Here is a 21,603-nt window from a genome sequence, read left to right as displayed (position 1 = left end):
CGGCCGCGCCCACCAACTCCAACCTCCTTCCCCCCCCCGCGGCGCCGCCCCCCCCCCCCCGCGCCCGCCCCCCGCGCGCCCCCCCCCCCCCCCCCCGCCCCCCCCCCCCCCGCCCCCCGGACGGTGATGACACCGCGTCGGCGGGACGGGTGGCGATGTCGGTCATGCTTGCGTCACTTGCCCGCCGTGGCCGGGATCGCCAGATCCTTCATCGACTTCAGCGCGGCGGCCTGGGCGGTCGCGAGCGCGTCGGACAGCGTGCCGTCACCGCCCGCCGCCTTGGCGATCGCGTCCTGCAGCGCCAGGTTCACCGTCTTCTGGGTGGGGCCCCAGGAGAAGTCGGTGTCGATCTTCTTGGACGAGTCCGCGAAGACGTCGAAGATCTTCTGGTTGTTGTAGTAGGGCACACCCTTGGACAGCGCCGGGAGCTTCAGGCCGTCGTTGGCCGCCGGGTACAGACCGCCCAGCTCGTTCTCCATCGCGAGCGCCTCGGGGTCGGTGTTGAGCCAGTTGTTGAACTCGGCCGACTCGTAGAGGTGCTTGCTGCCCTTCATGAACGCGACGGTCGAGCCGCCCCAGTCACCCGACGTACCGTCCGCTCCCCAGGTCGGCATCGGCACGATCGACCACTTGCCGGCCTGCTTGGGCAGGTTGTCCCGCAGGCCCGTGTAGCCCCAGGCGGCACCGATCTGGGTGGCGATCTGGTTGTCCTGGTAGGCGGCGTACATCTGCGTCGATCCGTTGGCGACGTCGGTGCGCACGAGCTTGTCGGAGATCAGCTTCTGCCAGTAGTCGGCGACCTGCTTGCTCTTGTCCGACTCCACGGTGACGTGCCACTTGTCGCCGGAGTAGCTGTACATGTTGGCGTTGTTCTGCCAGAGGAGCCCGTTGAACCACTCGGCGTTGTTCGGGTCGAAGAACGTGATGGTGAGCTTCGGGTCCGCCTTGTGCAGCTTCTGGGCGGCGGTGAGGTACTCGTCCCAGGTCGTCGGGATCGCGACGTCGTACTTCTTGAAGAGGTCCGTGCGTACGTACATGGCCATCGGACCGGTGTCCTGCGGGAGGGCGAACACCCCGGTGTCACCGAAGCTGGACTGCGACCAGGTCCACGGAACGAACTTCGACTTGGCGGCGGCGGCCGTCTTGCAGGCCGAGGCGTCCACGAAGGCGTCCTGGGAGCGCAGGGTGGGCAGCTCGTCGTAGCCGACCTGGGCGAGGTCCGGCGCCTTGCCGGCCTTCAGCGCGTTGCCGATGGCGCCGTACTGGTCGTTGGAGATGTTCTTCGTCTGGACCTGGATGTTCGGGTGCGACTTGTTCCAGAGGTCGACGACCTTGTCCATGCCGTTGACGGTGTTCCAGTACTGGAGGGTGACCTTGCCCTTCGCGGGCGCACAGGAGGCCGCGGACGACTTGTCCGAGGAGTCGTCGGAGGACGAACATCCGGCGAGCAGGGCGATGCTTGCGGCCGCGGCGACGACGGCGAGGCGGTTACGCGTGATTGTGGTGCTCATATCTTCCGTTCCAGAGAACGACTAGCGACGGTGCTAGGCGGGTCGACGTTGACACCTCAGGCGGATGCCTTCTGGTTGGAATCCTGTTGGAATCAGGGACCGTGAGCGGTAACGTGAGCGCTCACGGGAGCGGTAACGGGAGCGCTAACGGAGCAGTTGTTCTGAATTGATTGGGAGTGTGCGCTTCGGTGCCACCGAGTGTCAAGACTCTGGAGTGACACGGGCGTCCGTACACACGGTCGCACCACAACTCGAGCCCGGGGCATACTCGGTGCCCCCGCCGAGGCGCGTGCGTCGGCAACAAGCGGAGGTGAGAGATGGCGTCGTCGGGGAGTGGACCCCGCAGGGTCACGATCGACGATGTGGCCCGGAGCGCCGGAGTCTCCCGGCAGACCGTGTCACGTGCGCTCAACGACAAGGACGAGATCGGCGTCTCCACCAAGCAGCGCGTCCTGGACGCCGCCCTCGCGCTGGGATACCGCCCGTCCCGCTTCGCCCGCGGTCTCGTCCGCCAGGACACGATCAGTGTCGGACTCGTCATCCCCGACCTGCTCAACCCTTTCTTCACCGAGGTCGCCGCCGCCGCACTGGACGCGGCGCGGGCCCGCGAGTGGCACGTCGTCGTCTACGACACCGGTGACCGCGTGGAGGAGGAGCGCGGGACCCTCGAAGTGATCGCCTCACAGGTGGACGCCGTAGTCGGCTACCTCAGCCTGCCGGAGGACGAGATCGACAAGCTGACCCGAGGGCTGCCCGTGGTGCTCATCGACCGCGAACACCGCACCGAACGCTTCAGCTCGATCCGGATCGAAGGCGAGGCAGGCGTCCACGCCGCGATCAGGCATCTCGTCGAGGCCGGCCACCGGCGCATCGGCATGCTCGACCACGCCGAGCGGTCCAAGCCCAGCATCCGCCACCACTGGTTCGACGCCGCCATGTCCGCCTGCGGACTCGACGCCGACGCGGTGAGCCGGGCGGACCAGAGCGTCGAGGGCGGCGAGGCCGCCCTGAGGGAACTCCTCGCCGCTCACCCCGACGTGACCGCCGTGTTCACCTTCAACGACATCATCGCCTTCGGCGCCCTGCGCGCCGCCCGCCGCCTCGGCCGTGAGGTCCCCCGGGACCTCGCCGTGATCGGCTTCGACGGTCTCCGTCTCGGCTCGCTCGTCGAACCGCCGCTGACGACCGTCGCCCTGGACACGCGCGGGCTCGGCGCCCTGGCCGTCGAACAGGCGGCCCGGCTGCTGACCGGAAGCGGTCCGCTCAGCCATGACGAGCTGGCGGTGGGGGCCGAGTTGCGGCTGCGCGAGTCGGCGTAGCCGGCCGGGGTGACCTCCGGCCGGCGTTCGGCGCGCGCCCTCGCTACCTCAGGAAGTCCCGCAGCACGCTGACCGTCTCCTCGGGAACTTCGAAGGGCCAGAAGTGGCCGGAGTCGAAGAGGTGCACGCCGCTTCCCGGCGGGAGCATCGCCGCGATGTGCGGATCCGTGTAGAACTCGCGGGGCTGCAGCGGGTCGTCCGCTCCCTGGAGCAGCAGGACGGGGCACTTCCACCGGGGAATGAGGCGGGTGCGCCGCTCGATCCATTCCTGGCGGAACGACGAGGAGTTGAAGTAGCGGGGGACGGCGGTGCTGATGCCGTCGTAGCTGAACTCCTGCACGGTTCGGACCAGGTCCGATGTCTTCACCGCGCGCTCGGCGAGCAGGGAGTAGGCGGTGACCACGAGCCGACGGGCATCGGCCAGGGTGGCCGGAGCGTCGGGCGAGGTGAACATCGCCTGCTGGGGGTGCAGGTCGGGGTGCAGATGCCAGAGGTGCTGCTGGCCCCGGCCGTAGCGGACGACGCGGTGGCCCGCCCGCGCCACGAGGTGGTCTCCCACCGGAGTTCCCCGGTCGTGCGTGACCAGGCTGAACCGCCCGATCCCGAGCTGGTCCAGCAGGGCTTCGAGCTGGACGGCGACTCCTTCCTGGCGGAAGTCCCCGGTGCCCTTCTCCGACTGGCCATAGCCCTTGAGGTCGATGGCCAGACAGCGGTGGTCGGTGCCGAGGGCCTCAAGGACGTAGTGCCACTGCCACCAGGAGTCGGGTACGCCGTGGAGGAGGACGACCACGGGAGCGTCCGAGGGGCCGGCTTCGACGAAGTGCCAGCGCACCCTCTCGCCGTCACCGGGAGCGTCGACGAAGCGGTGGGTGACGGTGACCTCTCCCAGTCGCTCTTCGGCGCCCTCCTCGTCGGGTGCGCGTGGCGGCGTCTGCGGTAGTTCGGCCACCAGTTCGTCGACCCTGGACAGTCTGCCGACCGCCTCGTCCATCACCGCGCGGATACGGGCCGGTGGCGCTGTGTATTCGTACGGAATCGCGTCTGTCGACATCGCGAAGACCTCCAGAATGATCCGGCTCGGGTGGCTGCCCGCCAAGGACCGGTGCGCGCGAACGGAGCAGGCGCGGGCTTCGGTGCCCGTCCCTGGGCACTCGAATTGACCACTAGATCAAAGTTGATGGAAACATCAGGATGGTGTCACGTCAAGGGGTCATAGTTGCCCGGCGATGTGCAATTATCGGACCTGTGCTCCTCGCCGCCGCGCCATGCCGGCGGCCCGACTTCCGACCCTCCGTGGAGAAGCGCAGTGAACCTCGGCGAATCAGACGACCTGACCATTCCCCACCAGGGCCACCCGGTGGCCCTCCTCGGCGGCCGGTACGAGCTGCGCCTTCTCCTCGGCTCCGGCGGCATGGCCGAGGTGCATCTCGCGCACGACCTCCGGCTCGATCGCGGCGTGGCCGTGAAGACCCTGCGCGGCGACCTGGCCCACGAACCGGTCCTTCAGGAGCGGTTCCGGCGGGAGGCGCAGTCCACCGCGTCGCTCAACCACCCGTCCATCGCGGCGGTGTACGACACCGGCGAGGACATGACCTACGGCGGTCAACTCCCCTACCTCATCATGGAGTACGTCGACGGGACGACCCTGCGCGAGGCTCTGTACTCCGGGCCCTCACCGACCGTCGAGCGCTCCCTGGAGATCACGGCCGGGGTCCTGCGGGCCCTGGACCACTCCCACCGGCACGGCATCGTGCACCGGGACATCAAGCCCGCCAACGTGATGTTGACCTGGGCCGGAGAGGTCAAGGTGATGGACTTCGGGATCGCCCGCGACGAACGGGACGTCGGTATGACACAGACGTCCGCCGTGATCGGCACCGCCCTGTACCTCTCGCCGGAACAGGCGATGGGGCGGGAGACCGACGCCCGGTGCGACCTGTACTCCACCGGCTGCCTGTTGTACGAACTCCTCACCCTGCGACCGCCGTTCACCGGCGAGACGCCCATGTCGGTCATGTACCGGCACATCCAGGAGGCTCCGCGCCCGCCGAGCCTGTACAACCCCGACGTCGGCCCGCAGGCGGACGCGATCGTGCTGCGCGCCCTGGAGAAGGATCCCGCGAGCCGCTATCAGTCGGCCGAGGACATGCTCGCCGACATCGAGGCGTACCTCGGATCGGGGCCGCCGGCGGGGAACCACTCTCCGGATGTCGATGCCGAACACGAGGAGCGGCGGCGCCGCAGAGGAAACCGCCCGTTGATCGCGGCGGGTGCGACCGTCCTCGTACTGGCCCTGATACTGGGCTGGTTCATGTTCGGGCAAGGCGCGCCCGCCGACGGCAAGGCCGATGTGCCCGACTTGGTGGGCCGGACCCTTGAGGAGGCCCGGCGCACGGCGGCCAACGTCGACCTCACGGTCACCGTCGACAAGCGGGAACCCTGCGCCGACCAGCCCAAGGGCCGCATCTGCGAACAGAGCCCGGAGAACGGGGAGTTGGCCAAGGGGGAGGCGGTCGCGGTCACCGTCTCGACCGGCGCGCCCAAGGTCGAGGTGCCGGACGTGACGGACAAGGACAAGGGCGACGCGTCACGGATCCTGGAGGACAAGGGCTTTGTCGTGAAGCTGCGGTACGCCGAGTCCCAGGACGATCCGGGAACGGTCCTCACGCAGAGTCCCGGCGGAGGCGAGCGGGCCGAGAAGGGGACCGAGGTGGTCCTCCGGGTGGCCAGGGAGGCGGACAAGGCCACCGTCCCCGACCTGTCCGGTGCGACCGTGGACGAGGCCAGGAAACTGCTGGCCGAGCAGAACCTCAAGCTGGGCGGCACGACCGAGGTGGAGAGCGGAGCGGAGTCCGGGACCGTGGTCGGGCAGAGCGTGGCGTCGGGCGCGGAGGTCGAGCCGGGCACGTCGGTCGACGTCAAGGTCGCCAAGGCGGTGCAGACCGTGCAGATCCCCGCCGACATCACCGGCAAGACCCTCGCCGAGGTCCGGGACGAACTGGGTGCACTCAGCCTCCAGGTCGCCGTCGCCACCGGCTACTCCCAAGCGGACGACGCGGTGGTGACATCGAGCACCCCGCAGGTGGGGAGCGAGGTGGAGGCCGGGAGCACCGTGGTCCTATCCACTCAGGATCCTGACACCAGCGACTCGGACGAGGGCACGACGACGGGCGGCGACACCGGGGGTGCCACGGAAACGGCGACACCTCAGTTGCTGCCGCCACTTCCGCTTCCGAGGTGATGTGGGCCGAGGGTCAACAGGCCGCCGACAGACAGGCGTTCGCCCCCGCCGCCAGCATCAGAATGACGGCGGGCAGGGCTCGCGCCACGGGGTCCCGGTGACGCAGATGCGCCGCGGCGGCCGCACCCATGAGCAGCGTCAGTCCCGTCCCGGCCGCCACGCCCAGCGGGGACCGGACCAGTCCCACGAGCAGCCCGCAAGCCCCGGCCACCTCCAACGTGCCGACGACGCGGTAGAGGCCCACCGACAGACCGAGATGAGCCGCCGCCTGACGCATGACCCGCGCGGCGGCGATCTTCGCCACTCCCAATGGCAGGAAGACCAGGGCGAGTACGACGGCGGTGATGACCTGTGCCGTTCTCATGCCCCGGTGCCTCTGCGACCGCGACGGTCGGCTCCCAGCCGGGCGTAGTAGTCGATGAGGCCGGGGTTGTCGATCGCGGCAGGGTTGACCACGTCCTCGGCGGGGGCGCCCTGGAGGAGGCGCTTGACGGGGACTTCGAGCTTCTTGCCGGTCCGGGTGTGCGGCACGGCGGGGACTTCGAGGATCTCGTCGGGGACGTGACGGGGCGAGACGCCGACCCGGATCACTTCCTTGATCTTGTCGCGGAGGGCGTCGTCAAGGGACACCCCGGCCGCGGGAACCACGAACAGCGGCATCCAGTAGCCGCCCTCGGGTTCCTCCGCGCCGATGACCAGCGCCTCGACGATCGCGGGGAGGCGCTCGACGACGTCGTGGATGTCGGCGCTGCCGAGGCGTACGCCGTTGCGGTTCAGGGTGGAGTCCGAACGGCCGTGCACGATCACCGAGTTGTGCCCCGTGACGGTGATCCAGTCACCGTGCCGCCACACGCCGGGATACGTCGAGAAGTAGGCGTCCTGGTACCGCTCGCCGTCGGGGTCGTTCCAGAAGGACAGCGGCATCGACGGCATGGGACGGGTGACGACCAGCTCGCCGACCTGGTCGACGACAGGGGTGCCCGCGGAGTCGTACGCGGCCAGTGCCACACCCAGGTTCGGGGCGGAGAGTTCCCCCGCCCAGACCGGGGTCGTGGGTGCGCTGCCGGCGAAGCCGGAGACGATGTCGGTGCCGCCGCTGGTGGAGGCGAGCAGGACGTGAGCGCCGACGTGGTCGCGGACCCACGGGTAGGCGGAGGCGGGCAGGGCGGAGCCGGTGCAGCCGACCACCCGGATCGACGACAGGTCGTGCCGGGACGGGTCGATGCCGAACTTGGCCATTCCCAGCAGGTATTGAGGGCTCGTGCCGAAGACGGTGACACGGTGCCGGGCCGCCAGTTCCCAGAGGGTGTCGGGGCGGGTGAGGGGGGCGGGACTGCCGTCGTACGTGCACGTCGTGGCGCCGGTCAGGAGCGTGGAGGCGACGAGGTTCCACATCATCCAGTGGGTGGTGGTGTACCACAGGAGGCGGTCGCCCGGGCCGAGGTCGGAGTGCAGGCCGAGGGTCTTGAGGTGTTCGAGCAGGACGCCGCCGTGGCCGTGCACGATGCCCTTGGGCAGGCCGGTGGTGCCGGAGGAGAAGACGACCCACAGCGGGTGGTCGAACGGCACCGAAGTGCAGGCGAGTTGTTCCGTGCGGGTGACCGCGTCCTCCCACGGGACGATCAGCGACGGGTAGCTGCGCACGGGCCATGGCAGACCCACATGGTCGACCAGCACGGTGGCCTTCAACGTCGGCAGCGCGGTGGCGAGTACGAGGGTGGCGTCGCGGCGGTCATGGCTGGTGCCGTTGAACAGGTAGCCGTCGGCGGCGATCAGTACGGCGGGTTCCAGCTGGGCGAAGCGATCGGCCGCGGCCTGGGGCGCGTAGTCCTGACCGCAGACCGACCACACGGCGCCGAGGGAGGCAGCGGCGAGGAACGCGACGATCGCGTGAGGGGTGTTGGGCAGGTAGCCGACGACCCGGTCGCCCGCGCCGACGCCCAGGTCGCGCAGGGTGGCGGCGACGGAGGCGACCTGGCCGCGCAGTTGCTTCCCGGTCACCTCGTAGCCGACGCCGGTCTCGTCGAGGGCGAGGATCGCCGTGTCGTCGTCGGCGAGGTTACGCAGGGCGTGGTGGGCGTAGTTGAGGGTGGCGCCGGTGAACCAGCGGGCGCCCGGCATCCGTTCCTCCGCCAGCACCTGCTCGTACGGCGTGTCCGCGTCGATGTCGAAGTACTCCCACACCGCACTCCAGAAACCCTCCAGGTCGGTGACCGACCAGTGGTGCAGAGCCGCGTAGTCGGCGCCCGCCGTCACACCCCGGTGCCGGGCGGCCCAGCGGGCGAAGTCCACGATGCGGCTGGCCGCGGCGGTCTCCGGGGTGAGGGTGAAGAAGGGGTCCGGGTACGGCGTGTTCATCGCGTGGTGCTCCTCAAGAGGCTTTTCTCGACGGACCGTTGGGAAGGGCGGGGACTTCGGGTGGTGTGCAGGAGGGACGCCCAGGCGGTGGCGTCCGTGAAGGTGTCGCCGCCGGCCGGGACGACGTCCATCACGACGCGGTCGGGCCGCAGCAGCACGGCGCTCGCCCGTCCCGCACGCAGCCAGGCGGCGAGATGGTTGTCGTCACCGAGGCCGGTCACCGGGACGATCCGGGCGCCGAGACCGTCGGCGACCGCCCGCAGCGAGGGCGAGAGCGGTAGGGCGGTCAGTACGGCGAAGGAGTCACCGAGGAGTTCGTCGAGGCGGGCGTGCCGTCCGTCGACGGTCACGAACGGCTGCGGGCAGAAGCCGCCCACCAGACCCTTCCGGCCGAGACCGAGACCTTGTCGGCCGAGGCGGACACGGCGTCGTACGAGTGGCCCGGAGGTCAGTGCCGGACTGAAGTCACGGGCGGCGGCCGAGGTCACGCCGGGGACGCGGACCGCCGCGCCCAGGATGCCGCGGCGGAGGGCGGCGGCGCCGCCCTGGCCTCCGGTCATGGCCCAGCCCAGCGCCACCGCGAGCCGGATCACGTGGCGGGCGTGCGGAGTGCGTTCCGCCTCGTAGGTGTCCAACAGCCGTTCGTCGGCGCCCTGTTGCAGGATCCGGGCCAGCTTCCAGGTCAGGTTGTAGGCGTCGCGCAGGCCCGTGCACAGCCCCTGTCCGATGAACGGCGGGGTGAGGTGGGCCGCGTCGCCGAGGAGGAAGACGCGCCCGCGGCGCCAGCGGTCGGCGATACGGGCCCGGAAGGTGTACTGGGCCTGCCGCACCACCTCGAAGTCCGTGCCGTCCGCCGGATCCACCCACGGGGCGAGCAGGTCCCGCAGCCGCTCGTGATCCGGCTCCGAGCCGTCCTCCAGCCGGAACTCCCATCGGTAGCGGTCCTCGCCGATGCGCATGAACGTGGCCGGCTGCCGCGGGTCGCAGATCTGCTCGACGCCTTCCCAGCAGCGGACCGGGAGGCTGGTGCGTACGTCGACGACCGTCCAGCGTTCCTCGAAGTGGAGATCCTCCCAGGCGGAGCCGATGGCGTCGCGGGTGACGCTGTTGGCGCCGTCGCAGCCGAGGACGGCGTCCGCCCACAGCAGGTGATCGCCCTCGTCGTCGCGGTAGCTCACGCCCACCGGGCCGTCGCCGTCCTGCGCGACGCCGAGAACCTCAACCCCGCCGCGCAGTTCGGCCTCGGGGGTGTCGGCCAGGGCGTCGCGCAGCAGGCGCTCCAGTTCGGGCTGGTCGAACATGCTGGTCTGCGGGAAGCCGTGCGCCCCGCGGGCGGCGCGCGGGAACTCGGCCATCACCCGGTGCCGGGCATCCAGCAGCCGCAGCCCCCGGGCGGGCCGGGCGATCGCGGTGAACTCCTCGTGGACTCCGGCGGCTTGGAGGATCCTGATCACCTCGTCGTCGGTGGCGACGGCGCGCGGCAGGGGATAGACCTCCCGGTGGCGTTCCAGGACGACGGTACGGATGCCGCGACGGGCGAGCAGGAGGGCGGCGGTCACGCCCACAGGCCCCGCCCCGACGATCACCACGGGCAGATGTTCGGGGGCGGTGTCCGGTGTCCCGGCGGCTTGGTCGACAGTCACGTGCGGCTCACTTCATGTCGGGGTCGGTGTGGGTCAGTTCGCGTCGGCCACCTCGGTGCGTTGTTCGCCGAGGTCGATGCGTCCGTCCGGCGTGGCGATGACCGCGGTGATCAGGTCCCCTCGGTGCAGGTAGTGCGGGTTGCGGGCCTGGGTCTTGAAGAACGCCTTCCACTTCACGGCGGGCGGCAGCAGCACGCCGATCTTCTCGACCGCCTTGGGCGGGGCCTTGAGGGCCGTGCCGCCGGGGGTGCCGGTCAGCAGCAGGTCGCCGGGGTCGAGGGTCTGGAACCGGGCCAGCAGGGTGAGGGCCTGGGCCGGTCGGACGATCATGTCGCTGAGGGTGCGGTCCTGACGGAGCTCGCCGTTGACGCTCAACTTCAGCCGCAGGTCCAGGAGATGGGCGAAGTCGTCCGGCTCCAGCAGGGCGAGGTAGGGCCCGGTGGGCGTGAAGGTGGGATACGACTTGCTCTCGTAGAACTGGGTCTTGGTCAGCTGTACGTCGCGGGCGCTGACGTCGTTGGTGACGACGAGCCCGGCGACGTACGACGGCAGGTCGCGTTCCTCGACGACGGTGCCGACGGGCAGTGGCGCGCCCATGACCAGGCCGAGTTCGACCTCGTAGTCGAGGAACTTCACGTGGGAGGGCCGGACGACGGTGTCGTGCGGGCCGCTGACCGAGCCGGACGCCTTGCGGAAGAAGGTGGCCGGGATGTCGCCGGTGAAGCCCGAATCGCGGGCGTGGCTGCGGTAGTTGACCATCTGGGCGACCACCCGGCAGGGGGTGGTGACGGGGGAGAGGGCCACCATGTCGGCCACGGGGGTGCCCGTCTCGCCGCTGCCGGCCGCTTCCCGGACGGCGGCGCGGTCGGCCAGCAGTTCGGCGGTGGTGCGGGCCTTGGTGTCGACGGGGACGGCGCGCGTGTCGCGCACCACCCACCAGCCGTCGGCGGTACGCAGGACGTTGGTGCTCATGTCGGTGCCTTTGTCGAGGAGTTGAGGGTCAGGAGCCCTGGTCAGGAGTTGGCGGCCTTGAGGAGGCCCAGGAGGCGTGCCGGGTCCATCTCGTTGTCGCCGCGCAGGGCCTGGATCACGTCGCGGATCCGTGCGGGGGAGGGGCTCGCGCCGAGGAAGTCGCGGGTGGCCGGCGGGCCCCACTGGGCGAGGCCGCTGGTGGACATGGGCGCCCAGCCGGGTTCCAGGTCGTGGGAGAAGAGGTCGCCGTCGGCGAAGTGCTCCACCATGAGACGGTCGGGATCGCGCCAGTAGTCGAAGAGCTGGCTGCCCAGGATGTGCCGGCCGACACCCCAACTGCGCTTGTATCCGCGCTCGTTGAGGTACTCGCCGCCGGCGGCGATCGCGTCCAGGTCGGTCACCTGGTAGGCGGAGTGGACATAGCCGTTGCCGGGCCCGAGGTGCATCGCGAGGGTGTGGTGGTCCACGGCCAGGCTGCCCCGGTCGCAGCGGATGAAGGCCATCGTCGGACCGCGCTCGCGCTGCCCGTCGAGGAACAGGAAGTCGGACACGATCATGCCAAGCGTGTCCAGGTACCAGTCCAGGGCGCGGGCGAACACCCTTGTCTCCAGCACCACATGGCCCAGACGCTGGATACGGGCCGGCTCCCGGGGCGGTCGCTGCGTGACGTTCGTACGGCGGTGGTCCGTGCCGAAGTTGAGGAGCAGCGGCTGCTGTTCGGGCAGAGCCTGCAGGTCCTCGTTGTAGTGCACCACGCGTACGGGGAAGCCCGAGGGGTCGAGCAGGTGCACGGCCCTGCCGCCGCCCGGGAGGTCGACGTCCCGTACCTCCGTTCCCGTGGCGCGGGCCAGCCGGCCCAGGTCGGCCCGCTCGGCCGCGCGGAAGGCGGGGCCGATGAAGCGGCTGGTGCGGCCCTTGCGGATCACCACGCACGGCGAGCCGGCGAAGGTGCCGCGCAGCCACAGAGCGTCGGGCGTGCGGGCGGCGATCGCGAAGCCGAAGTCATGGGCGAAGACCTCGGCCCGGTCGAGGTCGGGCTTCTGGAACTCCAGCCAGGCGAGGTCGGTCACCTTGATCACGGGGTTCCGGGGGCGCCCGGAGTGTTCGCCGCGCAGCGCTCCCTGTTCGCTGTGGAGGTCCTGGTGGGCCGTTCCGAGGTCGCTGGCGCCGACCGCTTCGGCGTGGGTTTCGGACATGGTGTCCTCCAAGCAACATTGTCGCAATGATGAAATCATCAACTTTGACTCTTCAGTCGTCAAGAGCTGAGCCGAGTGATCTGATGGAATCGTCAGAGATGGGGCGACCGGTGTGCGGTGCCGCGCGCGAACCCGGCCGCACCCGGCCGCACCCCTACGCACACCTAAGTGAACCGGGGAACTGACCGGTTCATCAGAACTGTGGCGTCGTGGTGACCGTTGCTAGACTCGCGTGTATGCCGACGTCAGCCCCGCCCCGCAACCGATTCGAACGGCGTCGTGCCGAGACCCGTCAGGCCCTGGTCAGGGCGGCCCGGCAGATCCTGGCCGAGACGGGCGACACCAGCGCGAGCATCCAGGTGATCGCGGAGCGCGCGGACGTCGGCTTCGGCTCCTTCTACAACCACTTCGAGTCGAAGACGGAACTGTTCGACACGGCGGTGAGCGACGCCCTCGAAGAACTCGGCCAGGCGTTCGACCAGCATCTGCGGGGCATCGACGACCCGGCGGAACTGGTGGCGGCGGGCTTCCGGCTCAGCGCGCGCCTGGCCGACTCCCGGCCCGAGATGATGCAGATCCTGCGCCGCCGCGGCCTCGGCCACCTCCATTCCGGCTCGGGCCTGGCCCCCCGCGCCGTGCGCGATCTGGAGGTCGGCATCGCCTCCGGCCGCTTCACCATCACCGACCCGACGGCAGCGGTGACCGTCCTGGGCGGCTCCCTGCTGGCACTGCTGGAACTGCGCTTCGCCCGCCCGGATCTCGACGGCGACGAGACGGCCTCGAACCTGGCCGAGCTGCTGCTGCGCATGCTGGGCCTGCCGCCGGGGGACGCCCACGACGTCGCCCGTTCCCCGCTGCCCGACGTGGACTGACGGGGAACCTGACGCCGTTCATGACGTCGCGCTCCCCGCTCACCGCCGCTGCCCCCTGTGTCCCGTACGATCGGCGGTCATGTCCGCACCCCCCGAGGGCGACGCGCCTCCCGCCTACGGCGCGCCCGCCCGCTCGGTCGCCATCCACCACGTGCGGGCCTCACTGCGCGGAGCCGAACGGCGCGGCGTGGACATCACCGCGCTCCTCGAACGGGCGGCCATCCCGCCGGGACTCCTCGATGTCCCGCTCGCCCGGGTGTCGCCGCGGCAGTACGCCCGGCTCACCAAAGCGGTGTGGCAGGCACTCGACGACGAGTTGCAGGGCCTGGGGCCACACCCCCTCAAGGTGGGCACCTTCGCGATGATGTGCCACGCCGTGGTGCACTGCAGCCCCGATCTGCGGACCGCCCTGGACCGCGGCAGCACCTTCTACGGACTGTTCCCCGGCGGGCCCCGCTTCCAACTGGAGGAGAAAACAAGTGAGCTGGGGCCAGAGGCCGAGACCGACGAGGTACGGCTCGTCTTCGACTTCACCGGCTTCGACGACCCCGATCACTACCTCGCCGAATCCGCCACCGTCGTCGCCCACCGCTTCGCGGGCTGGCTGATCCGCCGACGGATCAACCTCACCCGCGTGGAGTTCCACCACCCGGCCCCGCCGCACGCCCTGGAGTACGACCTGCTCTACGGCGCTCCGTGCACCTTCCTGGCCCCCCGCACCGCCCTCGTCTTCGACCGCGCGGTCCTCGACCGACCGGTGCTCCAGGACGAGGCCGGGCTGAACACCTTCCTGCGCCGCGCCCCCGACGACGTACTCGCCCGACTGGACTACGGCAGCACCGCCGCCGCTCAGGTGCGCCGACTGCTAGGACAGTCGCTGCCGGACCGGATGCCCGACCCACAGGAGGTCGCGGCACGGCTGGCGACGAGCGCGCAGACCCTGCGCCGCCGACTGGCGGCAGAGGGCACCTCCTTCCAGCGGATCCGCGACCAACTGCGCCGCGATGTCGCCATCGCGGCGCTGGCCGCGGGCACCGTCTCCATCGAGGACCTCTCACGGCAGTTGGGATTCTCCGAGCCGAGCGCGTTCCACCGTGCTTTCAGACGCTGGACCGGCTCGGCCCCCCGCTCCTATCAGCCCGGCGACTGACCGAACGTCCGGGTCAACGACCTTGAGCGGCACGGTCACGGCATCCACCCCGGCCGGACTCGTACGGTAAGGGCATCGAATCCGGAGAGGCGGAGCATGACAGTGGCCGTAGCAGCGGGACTCGGACGCGTGGGGATCTGGACCGGGAGCCTGGACGCGGTGTCTCCGGCGGCGGCCGGGCAGATCGCCGCCGAACTGGAGGCCCAGGGGTGGGGCACCCTGTGGTTCGGCGAGGCCTACGGCCGGGAGGCCTTCACCCAGGCCGGGCTGCTGCTCGCCGCCACCGGACGCATGCGCGTGGCGACCGGCATCGCCAACATCTGGGCACGTGACGCGGTCGCGGCCAACGCCGCGTCCCGCACCCTGGCCGCGGCCCACGGTGGACGGTTCGTTCTCGGGCTCGGCGTCAGCCACCGGGCCCTGGTCGAGCGGGTGCGCGGGGGCACGTACGCCAAACCCGTCGCCGCCATGCGCGAGTACCTCACGGCGATGGCGGGCGCGGCCTTCCTCGCCGCGGAGGCCGACGCGCCACGCCCTCCCGTGCTGGTCGCCGCACTCGGCCCCCGGATGCTGGAGGTGACCCGCGAACTCGCGGACGGCAGCCACCCGTACCTGGTGACACCGGAACAGACCGCCGAGGTACGGGCGGCTCTGGGACCGGACAAGCTGGTGGCCGTCGAGATGGGCGCCGTACTCACAAAGGACCGCGAGACCGCGCTGCGCCGGGCCCACGCCCACCTGGAGATCTACACGGGCCTGCCGAACTACCGCAACAACTGGCTGCGGGCCGGCTTCGACGACAAGGACCTCGTCCGCGGCGGCTCCGACAGACTGGCCGACGCCCTCATCGCGTGGGGCGACGAAGCGGCGATCCTCGGCCGCGTGCGCGAGTATCTGGCCGCCGGGGCCGACCATGTCTGCGTCCAGGTCCTGATGGAGTCCCCCTTCGACGTTCCGACCGAGCCGTGGCGGGAGCTGGCTCCCGCCCTTGTCGGCGTATGACGGGGAGTGCGGAAGTCGGCCGGGACGGTCAGGACCAGGCGCTGACCCTCTCGGATGCGTCAGTGCACTTCGAAGGTCGCGCCGAGCCCCATGCCGGTGATCCATTCCGGTACCGGCTCGTACGCGGTCCACACCAGCGGTGCCCGCACAGCCGCCTGTCCGATCAGCCAGGTGCGGATCTCGTGGCCGCCGCTGCCCGCCTGTTCCTCCAGCCCCCCGTCGCCGAGCGCGGTGACCGGTTCAAGTTCTCCAGTCCCCAACTGCTTGAGGAACCAGCGGTCCCAGGCGCTGTTGACGTGGGCGTGCGGGTCGCCGCCCATCGCCCGCACCCGGGGCTCGCGCGCGGCCGCGAAGGCGCGGGCGTCCTCGCGGCCGTGGATCACCGAGTGCCGGCGGTCCTCGGCCATCGCCGGATCGCGGGGGTCGTTGCTGGGCAGCCAGTGGGAGAGCCCGCCGCTCGCGATGACCAGCACCCGGCCGGCGCCGCCGCTGTCACGAAGGGTGTCGCCGAGTGCCCGGCCGAAGGCGATGCAGCGTTCCATGGTCGGCAGCGGGGGAGCGGCGGTGTTCACCACGAGCGGGACCATCGGGATGTCTGTGCCGCCGCAGACCATCTCGTAGCTCTGCACGAGTCCGTGGTCGACGGTCAGGGAGTAGGACAGCGACAGGTCGAAGCCCTCGCGGGTGAGCCCGTCGTACACCGACCAGGCCAGTTCGCCGGCCACGGGCAGAGCGCCCGCCCGACTGTCGAAGTCACCGAATCCGACGGCCTGTTCGACGCCGATGAGGAACGGCGGCATCGCGTCGTAGAAGTTCGCGTGGAAGTGGTCGGGGCCGATGACCACGACCGCGTCGGGCGCGAGCCGCGCCACCGTCCGGGAGAGGCGGGCGGCCTCGGCGAGGAACCGGCCACCGGGCTGTTCGGGGCCGTCGGGCGGCAGCAAGGTGGCGAACGGGGAGTGGGACAGGGCGACCAGGCCGACGATCTCGCTCATACCGGGTCCTTGCCGAGCAGCAGGAAGTCGCGGTGGGCGCGCAGGAATTCGGACGGCTTCTCCCACTGCGGCCAGTGGCCCGCGCCCTCGATCACGTGCAGGCGCGCGTCGGGCAGCCAGCTCTGCAGCATCGCCGCCTCGTCGAGTCCGCCGGTCGGGTCGTGGTCGGTCCACAGGAGGAGGGTGGGCGCGGTGATCCGGCCGACCCATTCCGGATCCCAGGCGAACTCCTTGCGGATCTCGGGGTCCTGGAGCACCAGCGTGTTCTCGATCGCGCGCAGGAAGCCGGGGCGGCCGTAGACCGCGCGTCGCAGGTTCACCAACTCGTCGGTGACCATCGAGGTGTCGTGGAAGAGGAACTCGACGCGGCGGCGCACGGTTTCGTCGCTCGGGTCCCGGACGGCGGCCAGGGTGCTCTCGCGCATGCGCACCATCACGTCGGGCTTGTTGGCGATGTTCCCGGGGGTGTTGAGCACGAGTCGCTCGACGCGCTCGGGGTGGTACGCCGCCGTCCACGCGGTCACCCATCCTCCGAGCGACTCGCCGGACAGGTGCGCCACGCCGATCCCGAGCGCGTCCATCAGGCCGATGAGGTGGTCGGAGAGCACGTCGATCGTGTACGGCCGGTCCGGCAGGTCGGACCAGCCGTGGCCGACCATGTCGTAGGCGGTGACGCGGAAGTCGGCGGCGAGTCCGGCGATGTCCCGGGCGTAGGCCTCCAGATGTCCGCCGGTGCCGTGCAGCAGGATCAACTCGGGGCCGGCGCCCGCGCGCAGGACGCGGGTGCGGACGCCGGCGACATCGACGAAGCGCAACTCGTGCGGTACGTCTGCGAGTTCGCCCCAGATGCCGATGTGGGCGGGCAACGGGCTCATGCCTGCTCCTCCTTGAACCGTGCGCGGGCTTCGGCGACCGTGGCCAGGCCCGCGCTCTGCCGACGGCCGACGCCCAGCAGGTTCAGCAGGCGGGAGTTCTCGATGGTCAGGAACTCGACCGGCTCGGTCTCCGAGTCGTTGTAGTGGCGGTGCCAGGTCCAGGGCGGGGTGTAGATGAAGTCGCCTGCGGACCAGGGTTCGGTGTCGTCCTCGATCTCGCTGTGGCCGCTCCCGCTGATGACGAAGTGCACCGTCTCGTGGTGATGGCGCTGCATGTCCGAGCTGAGGCCCGGCGGAATCGTCTGCCGGAAGAGTTCGAAGGTGGCCGTCGGCAGCAGACCGGCGATCGCCAGCACGGTCGGATTGTGCACCTGGTCGGCGGGCAGGGGTGCGAGCTCGTCGGCGTGCACGACGACCGGCCGTGCCGTGCCGGGCCGCACGGTGTCGTGGAGCGAGCCGAGGAAATCGGCCATGGTGAAGCGGGATCCCGATGTCGCCATCAGATCGTCTCCGTCCTTCCGCCGTCGACCGTGAGTACGGTCCCGTTGATGTACGCCGCGTCGTCGGAGGCCAGGAACGCCACGGCGGCGGCGATCTCCGCCGGCCGCGCGGCGCGTCCGGCCGGAATGTGCGCGAGGTCCTGCGCGTCGAGTTCGTCGAGGCCGCGGTGTGCCGCGCGTGCCCGGTTGGCCAGGATCTGCGTGCGCCGTTCGGTCGAAGTGGCGCCGGGAGCAACGCAGTTGACGGTGACGCCCGCGGCCGCGAACTCCAGGGAGAGCAGCTTGGCCGCGGCCGTGACCGCGGAGCGCAGCACCACGGACGCGGCGAGGTCGGGCTGGGGCTGGCGCACCGCGGTGGACGTCACGAACACCACCCGCCCCAAGCCCCGCTTCGCCATGCCCGGCATCGCGAGGCGTGCCCACCGCAGCGGGCCGAGCAACAACAGTTCGGACGCCTCCCGCCACCGCGTGTCGTCGAGGTCGAGGATCCCTCCGGGCGGGGGGCCACCAGCGTTGAGCACGAGGACGTCGAGACCGCCGTATCGGTCGTCGACCACTTCCATCGCCGCCGCGGCCGAGGCCGGATCGGCCATGTCGCTCACCAGGGCGTGCACCTCGCGAACCGCGCCGCCGCCCACGGTGTCGCTCAGTCGCGCGGTCGCGGCTTCGAGGGTGTCGGCGCGCCGACCGGTGATCACCACTCGGTCGCCCGAACCAGCCAGGCGCTCGGCGATCGCGTGGCCGATACCGCCGGCACCGCCGCCGACCAGTGCTGTCCGCATGATGGTGGCATCCTCCCGAGTCCTCGCCTTGTCCGCCGGGCGGGGACGGCCTTAGCGTGACCGGCATGACCCCCGGGGAACAAGGGATGAGTCCCACTGCGCGGGACGGCAGGGCCGAGACCTCGGGCCTGGAGCGCGCGGCGGCGATCCTCGGCGCCTTCGACGCGGCGCACCGCGAGCTGACCCTGTCCGCGCTCGTGGCCCGCTGCGGACTGCCCCGGTCGACCACGCACCGCACCGCGGACCGGATGATCCGGCTCGGCTGGCTGGACAAACCCCAGGGCCACTACCGGATCGGCAACCGGCTGTTCGAGATCGCGAGCCTGGCCCCGATCCGGCTCGAACTGCGCGAGGCCGTGCTGCCCTATCTGCAGGACCTGCACAGCGCGACCAGGAACACCGTGCAGCTCGGCGTTCTGGACGGCGCGCAGATCCTGGTCGTCGAGAAGATCACCGGGCACCGCCCCATGCCGATGCTGTCCCAGGTCGGCGGGATCGTCCCGGCGTACTGCTCGGCGCTGGGCCGGGCCATCCTCGCCTACAGCGAGACCGCGACCATCGACGCCGTGCTCGACGCCGGCATGCCGCCGCGCAACCCGCGCACGCTGACCTCCAAGGAGGCCGTCATCCGAGAGCTGACCGCCGTACCGGCCAGGGGCTGGGCGGTGGAACGCGAAGAGGGCAACATCGGCGTGAGCTGCGTCGCCGCCCCGATCTTCGGCCCGGACGGCGACGTCGCCGCTGCCCTCTCCGTCACCGGGCCCACCGCCCTGGTCCGCGCCGACCGAGCCGGGCCCGCGGTGCGGCTCGCCGCCGCTGCCGCCTCCCGGGCCTACAGCACGCGTCGTTGAACGCGTCCACAGGCACCCGTCCTTGAAAAAGTCCCAGCGGGTGGGACGGGTCCATTGCGCACGGACCGCCGCGAACCGACGCTGAGCCGAGCGGACCAGCGCCGCGGTCGGACGGCCGCGGTGGCGACCGGAAGGAGACGACGGTGACTCTAGGCGGTGGCTACATGCTGCCCTCCCGCGAGGGGCACAGGATCGCGGCGATCGGGCTGGGCATCACGCTGAAGGCGGACGGTGCGGCGACGCGCGACGCGTACTCGCTGTTCGAGTACACCGTCCCGCCGGAGACCGACGGGCCGCCGCCCCATGTACACACGCGTGAGGACGAGTCCTTCATCTGCCTGGCCGGACGGCTCGACGTGCACCTCGGCGGCAAGGACTTCGTCCTCGAACACGGCGACTACCTGTACCTGCCGCGCGATGTGGTCCACGCCTTCCGCAACCCCTACCCGCAGGAGTCGCGCGTCATCTCCGTCGTCTCGCCCGCCGGCCTGGAGGGCTACTACCGGGCGCTCGCGGAGATGCCGCCGGGACCGAAGGACATCGGAGTGATGAAGAAGATCATGGCCGACTTCGGCATCGAGCTCCAACTGCCGCCCGAGGTCGCGTGACATGAGGATCGCCATCATCGGTGCCGGAGTCGCGGGCCTGGTCACCGCGAAGGTGCTCACGCAGGCCGGGCACCGGATCGACGTGTTCGAGAAGGCCCCGGACGTGGGCGGCGTGTGGAGCCGCACGCGCCGCTATCCGGGAGTCACGACGCAGAGCCCGAAGGCGCAGTACTCGTTCTCCGACTTCCCCATGCCCCCGGATTTCCCGGAATGGCCCGACGGCGCGCAGATCCAGTCCTACCTCGCCGACTACACCGCGCACTTCGGACTCGAAGCGGCACTGCGCCTGAACACCGAGGTGACCTCGGCCGGGCCGACCGACGACGGTGCCTGGAGCGTCGAGTACCGGGACGCCACAGGCACCCGCACCACGGAGACCTACGATCAACTCGTCGTCGCCAATGGGGTGTTCTGCGAGCCGGCCGTGCCGACGTTCGACGGACTGGCGGAGTTCGGCGCGGCCGGCGGCCAGGTGTGCGCGGGCACCGAGTTCCACGACGCCGAGCAGGCCCGCGACCGCAACGTCCTCGTCGTCGGCTACGGCAAATCGGCCTGCGACGTGGCGGTGCCGATCAGCGCCGTCGCCACCCGGACCGACGTGATCGCGCGGCAACTGCTGTGGAAGGTCCCGCGCAGGATCGGCGGCCGCCTGAACTTCAAGATGCTCCTGCTCACCCGGCTCGGCGAAGCGCTGTTCCGCTACATCCGCCCGCGCGGCCTCGAACGGTTCCTGCACGGCCCCGGCAACGGCCTGCGCCGCCGGATGATCAACTCCATCGGCACGGTGTCCATACGGCAACTCGGCCTCAAGCGGCTCGACTTGATTCCCGAGGGAGCGATGGAGGACATCGTGCGCGGCGCCATCGGGCTCGCGACCGAGGGATTCTTCGAGGCCGTCACGGCAGGCGACATCACCGTCCACCGGGACCGCACCATCGAGGAACTCCTCGTCGTGGACGGCGAACCCGCAGCCCGCCTGTCCGACGGCACGGTGCTGCCCGCCGACCTGATCGTCTGCGCCACCGGCTTCACCCAGGGCGTCCCGTTCCTGCCCGAAGAGGTGCGCGTCCAACTGCTCGACGAGCGCGGCAACTTCATGCTCTACCGCCAGATCCTGCCCCTCGGGATTCCCGGCCTGTACTTCAACGGCTACAACTCCTCTTTCTTCAGCCCGCTCAACGCGGAGATCGCCGCGCTGTGGATCGCCGCCGACCTCGCCGGCGCGGTGGAGACACCCGACACCGAGACCATGAGGCACGCGGTCGTCGAGCAACTGGCCTTCATGGACGTCGCCACCGACACACATCACTGCCGGGGCACCAAGATCATCCCGTTCTCCATGCACAACGCCGACGAAGTGCTGAGTGACCTCGACCTCGACATCAACCCGCTCATTCGCGCGGCGCACTGGCTCGGCCCGGTCGATCCGGCCGCGTACCGACGGCTGACCCCGATCCTGCTCAAGCGCCTGGCGCCGGTCGAGCCCGGAGAGCGGGACCGACCACGCCTTCGCCTGCTGTCCGACACCGGCGGTACGACACGGGATCCGGCGCCGGCGAGTACGTCGCCGGAGAGCATGACGAGGACCTCGTCGCAAGGCTGAGACACGGCAGGTGAACAGTCAGCGCCCGCCCCGCAGTTGCCTCCGTCCGCCCTGGCATGCACGAGAGCGTCACGTGTGCCGGGGCGGACGTGTGCGCGGGGGCCCACGGATGTGAACGCAGAGGC

Annotated in this window: 19 protein-coding genes; 8 read left to right on the top strand and 11 right to left on the bottom strand. The window is 70.6% G+C overall.

All coding sequences use genetic code 11. From position 1 onward, the window contains the following. Positions 1 to 173: 173 nt before the first annotated feature. The gene (locus tag ACIQI8_RS00945; RefSeq protein WP_402343010.1) at positions 174 to 1,511 is read right to left on the bottom strand and encodes an ABC transporter substrate-binding protein; all 1,338 of its coding nucleotides are present in this window, start codon (positions 1,509 to 1,511) and stop codon (positions 174 to 176) included. Between the two features lie 317 nt (positions 1,512 to 1,828). Here ACIQI8_RS00945 and ACIQI8_RS00940 point away from each other — a divergent pair, with 317 nt between their 5' ends. After that, complete coding sequence (locus tag ACIQI8_RS00940; protein ID WP_402343007.1) at positions 1,829 to 2,830, top strand: LacI family DNA-binding transcriptional regulator; 1,002 nt, start codon at positions 1,829 to 1,831, stop codon at positions 2,828 to 2,830. Between the two features lie 43 nt (positions 2,831 to 2,873). Here the strand turns inward: ACIQI8_RS00940 and ACIQI8_RS00935 are convergent, their stop codons facing one another. Beyond that, a complete protein-coding gene (locus ACIQI8_RS00935) occupies positions 2,874 to 3,881 on the bottom strand; it encodes an alpha/beta fold hydrolase (protein WP_402343004.1) in 1,008 nt (335 codons plus the stop codon). A 255-nt stretch (positions 3,882 to 4,136) separates the two neighbouring features. On the opposite strand from ACIQI8_RS00935, the gene ACIQI8_RS00930 reads away from it, so the two are divergent. Next, a complete protein-coding gene (locus ACIQI8_RS00930) occupies positions 4,137 to 6,071 on the top strand; it encodes a PASTA domain-containing protein (protein WP_402343001.1) in 1,935 nt (644 codons plus the stop codon). A gap of 13 nt (positions 6,072 to 6,084) precedes the next feature. Here ACIQI8_RS00930 and ACIQI8_RS00925 read toward each other — a convergent pair whose 3' ends face one another. Genes ACIQI8_RS00925 through ACIQI8_RS00905 form a run of 5 tightly spaced genes read right to left on the bottom strand, consistent with a single transcriptional unit; the run spans position 6,085 to position 12,240 of the window. Then, the gene (locus ACIQI8_RS00925) at positions 6,085 to 6,435 is read right to left on the bottom strand and encodes a DoxX family protein (RefSeq protein WP_402342998.1); all 351 of its coding nucleotides are present in this window, start codon (positions 6,433 to 6,435) and stop codon (positions 6,085 to 6,087) included. Then, positions 6,432 to 8,429: an acetoacetate--CoA ligase gene (locus ACIQI8_RS00920; RefSeq protein ID WP_402342995.1), complete on the bottom strand. Its 1,998-nt coding sequence runs from the start codon at positions 8,427 to 8,429 to the stop codon at positions 6,432 to 6,434. The genes ACIQI8_RS00925 and ACIQI8_RS00920 overlap by 4 nt, the downstream gene beginning before the upstream one ends. Beyond that, complete coding sequence (locus ACIQI8_RS00915) at positions 8,426 to 10,072, bottom strand: bifunctional 3-(3-hydroxy-phenyl)propionate/3-hydroxycinnamic acid hydroxylase (RefSeq protein ID WP_402342992.1); 1,647 nt, start codon at positions 10,070 to 10,072, stop codon at positions 8,426 to 8,428. Before ACIQI8_RS00915 ends, ACIQI8_RS00920 begins: the two co-directional genes overlap by 4 nt. Positions 10,073 to 10,105: 33 nt before the next feature. After that, positions 10,106 to 11,044 carry a fumarylacetoacetate hydrolase family protein gene (locus ACIQI8_RS00910; RefSeq protein WP_402342989.1) on the bottom strand — a complete coding sequence of 313 codons (939 nt, stop codon included), beginning with the start codon at positions 11,042 to 11,044 and terminating at the stop codon, positions 10,106 to 10,108. Positions 11,045 to 11,085: 41 nt separating this feature from the next. Continuing rightward, on the bottom strand, positions 11,086 to 12,240 hold the full coding sequence (locus ACIQI8_RS00905) for a VOC family protein (protein ID WP_402342986.1): 1,155 nt from the start codon (positions 12,238 to 12,240) through the stop codon (positions 11,086 to 11,088). A 236-nt stretch (positions 12,241 to 12,476) separates the two neighbouring features. Here ACIQI8_RS00905 and ACIQI8_RS00900 point away from each other — a divergent pair, with 236 nt between their 5' ends. From ACIQI8_RS00900 to ACIQI8_RS00890, 3 genes are all read left to right on the top strand, one after another. After that, on the top strand, positions 12,477 to 13,112 hold the full coding sequence (locus tag ACIQI8_RS00900) for a TetR/AcrR family transcriptional regulator (protein ID WP_402342983.1): 636 nt from the start codon (positions 12,477 to 12,479) through the stop codon (positions 13,110 to 13,112). A gap of 79 nt (positions 13,113 to 13,191) precedes the next feature. Next, positions 13,192 to 14,262, top strand: a complete 1,071-nt coding sequence (locus ACIQI8_RS00895; protein ID WP_402342980.1) for an AraC family transcriptional regulator — start codon at positions 13,192 to 13,194, stop codon at positions 14,260 to 14,262. Positions 14,263 to 14,358: 96 nt separating this feature from the next. Further along, complete coding sequence (locus tag ACIQI8_RS00890; RefSeq protein WP_402342977.1) at positions 14,359 to 15,264, top strand: TIGR03620 family F420-dependent LLM class oxidoreductase; 906 nt, start codon at positions 14,359 to 14,361, stop codon at positions 15,262 to 15,264. Between the two features lie 59 nt (positions 15,265 to 15,323). On the opposite strand, the gene ACIQI8_RS00885 is transcribed toward ACIQI8_RS00890, so the two are convergent. Genes ACIQI8_RS00885 through ACIQI8_RS00870 form a run of 4 tightly spaced genes read right to left on the bottom strand, consistent with a single transcriptional unit; the run spans position 15,324 to position 18,416 of the window. Continuing rightward, on the bottom strand, positions 15,324 to 16,259 hold the full coding sequence (locus tag ACIQI8_RS00885) for a 2,3-dihydroxyphenylpropionate 1,2-dioxygenase (RefSeq protein ID WP_402342974.1): 936 nt from the start codon (positions 16,257 to 16,259) through the stop codon (positions 15,324 to 15,326). Beyond that, positions 16,256 to 17,134: an alpha/beta fold hydrolase gene (locus tag ACIQI8_RS00880; protein WP_402342971.1), complete on the bottom strand. Its 879-nt coding sequence runs from the start codon at positions 17,132 to 17,134 to the stop codon at positions 16,256 to 16,258. The genes ACIQI8_RS00885 and ACIQI8_RS00880 overlap by 4 nt, the downstream gene beginning before the upstream one ends. Next, positions 17,131 to 17,634 (bottom strand): cupin domain-containing protein, encoded by a 504-nt coding sequence (locus ACIQI8_RS00875; RefSeq protein WP_402342968.1) that lies wholly within the window; start codon positions 17,632 to 17,634, stop codon positions 17,131 to 17,133. Before ACIQI8_RS00875 ends, ACIQI8_RS00880 begins: the two co-directional genes overlap by 4 nt. Then, positions 17,634 to 18,416, bottom strand: coding sequence for an SDR family oxidoreductase (locus ACIQI8_RS00870; protein WP_402342965.1), 783 nt, complete (start codon positions 18,414 to 18,416; stop codon positions 17,634 to 17,636). The genes ACIQI8_RS00875 and ACIQI8_RS00870 overlap by 1 nt, the downstream gene beginning before the upstream one ends. A gap of 86 nt (positions 18,417 to 18,502) precedes the next feature. On the opposite strand from ACIQI8_RS00870, the gene ACIQI8_RS00865 reads away from it, so the two are divergent. The 3 genes from ACIQI8_RS00865 to ACIQI8_RS00855 all read left to right on the top strand — a co-directional run bounded on the left by ACIQI8_RS00865 (position 18,503) and on the right by ACIQI8_RS00855 (position 21,478). Continuing rightward, positions 18,503 to 19,267, top strand: coding sequence for an IclR family transcriptional regulator (locus tag ACIQI8_RS00865; protein WP_402342962.1), 765 nt, complete (start codon positions 18,503 to 18,505; stop codon positions 19,265 to 19,267). A gap of 143 nt (positions 19,268 to 19,410) precedes the next feature. Continuing rightward, positions 19,411 to 19,875: a cupin domain-containing protein gene (locus ACIQI8_RS00860; RefSeq protein WP_402342959.1), complete on the top strand. Its 465-nt coding sequence runs from the start codon at positions 19,411 to 19,413 to the stop codon at positions 19,873 to 19,875. Position 19,876: 1 nt separating this feature from the next. After that, entirely contained in the window at positions 19,877 to 21,478 is a 1,602-nt protein-coding gene (locus ACIQI8_RS00855; protein WP_402342956.1) for a flavin-containing monooxygenase, read from the top strand. The last annotated feature ends 125 nt before the right edge of the window (positions 21,479 to 21,603 follow it).

Source organism: Streptomyces sp. NPDC092369, from assembly GCF_044755245.1.
Lineage (GTDB): Bacteria > Actinomycetota > Actinomycetes > Streptomycetales > Streptomycetaceae > Streptomyces.
This window is presented reverse-complemented; position numbering and strand designations above follow the sequence as displayed.

What these genes read in the sequence shown, in the direction of transcription:
- ACIQI8_RS00945 (WP_402343010.1), bottom strand. Translation starts at nt 1,511, where the DNA reads ATGAGCACCACAATCACGCGTAACCGCCTCGCCGTCGTCGCCGCGGCC.
- ACIQI8_RS00940 (WP_402343007.1), top strand. Translation starts at nt 1,829, where the DNA reads ATGGCGTCGTCGGGGAGTGGACCCCGCAGGGTCACGATCGACGATGTG.
- ACIQI8_RS00935 (WP_402343004.1), bottom strand. Translation starts at nt 3,881, where the DNA reads ATGTCGACAGACGCGATTCCGTACGAATACACAGCGCCACCGGCCCGT.
- ACIQI8_RS00925 (WP_402342998.1), bottom strand. Translation starts at nt 6,435, where the DNA reads ATGAGAACGGCACAGGTCATCACCGCCGTCGTACTCGCCCTGGTCTTC.
- ACIQI8_RS00920 (WP_402342995.1), bottom strand. Translation starts at nt 8,429, where the DNA reads ATGAACACGCCGTACCCGGACCCCTTCTTCACCCTCACCCCGGAGACC.
- ACIQI8_RS00910 (WP_402342989.1), bottom strand. Translation starts at nt 11,044, where the DNA reads ATGAGCACCAACGTCCTGCGTACCGCCGACGGCTGGTGGGTGGTGCGC.
- ACIQI8_RS00905 (WP_402342986.1), bottom strand. Translation starts at nt 12,240, where the DNA reads ATGTCCGAAACCCACGCCGAAGCGGTCGGCGCCAGCGACCTCGGAACG.
- ACIQI8_RS00900 (WP_402342983.1), top strand. Translation starts at nt 12,477, where the DNA reads ATGCCGACGTCAGCCCCGCCCCGCAACCGATTCGAACGGCGTCGTGCC.
- ACIQI8_RS00895 (WP_402342980.1), top strand. Translation starts at nt 13,192, where the DNA reads ATGTCCGCACCCCCCGAGGGCGACGCGCCTCCCGCCTACGGCGCGCCC.
- ACIQI8_RS00890 (WP_402342977.1), top strand. Translation starts at nt 14,359, where the DNA reads ATGACAGTGGCCGTAGCAGCGGGACTCGGACGCGTGGGGATCTGGACC.
- ACIQI8_RS00885 (WP_402342974.1), bottom strand. Translation starts at nt 16,259, where the DNA reads ATGAGCGAGATCGTCGGCCTGGTCGCCCTGTCCCACTCCCCGTTCGCC.
- ACIQI8_RS00880 (WP_402342971.1), bottom strand. Translation starts at nt 17,134, where the DNA reads ATGAGCCCGTTGCCCGCCCACATCGGCATCTGGGGCGAACTCGCAGAC.
- ACIQI8_RS00875 (WP_402342968.1), bottom strand. Translation starts at nt 17,634, where the DNA reads ATGGCGACATCGGGATCCCGCTTCACCATGGCCGATTTCCTCGGCTCG.
- ACIQI8_RS00870 (WP_402342965.1), bottom strand. Translation starts at nt 18,416, where the DNA reads ATGCGGACAGCACTGGTCGGCGGCGGTGCCGGCGGTATCGGCCACGCG.
- ACIQI8_RS00865 (WP_402342962.1), top strand. Translation starts at nt 18,503, where the DNA reads ATGAGTCCCACTGCGCGGGACGGCAGGGCCGAGACCTCGGGCCTGGAG.
- ACIQI8_RS00855 (WP_402342956.1), top strand. Translation starts at nt 19,877, where the DNA reads ATGAGGATCGCCATCATCGGTGCCGGAGTCGCGGGCCTGGTCACCGCG.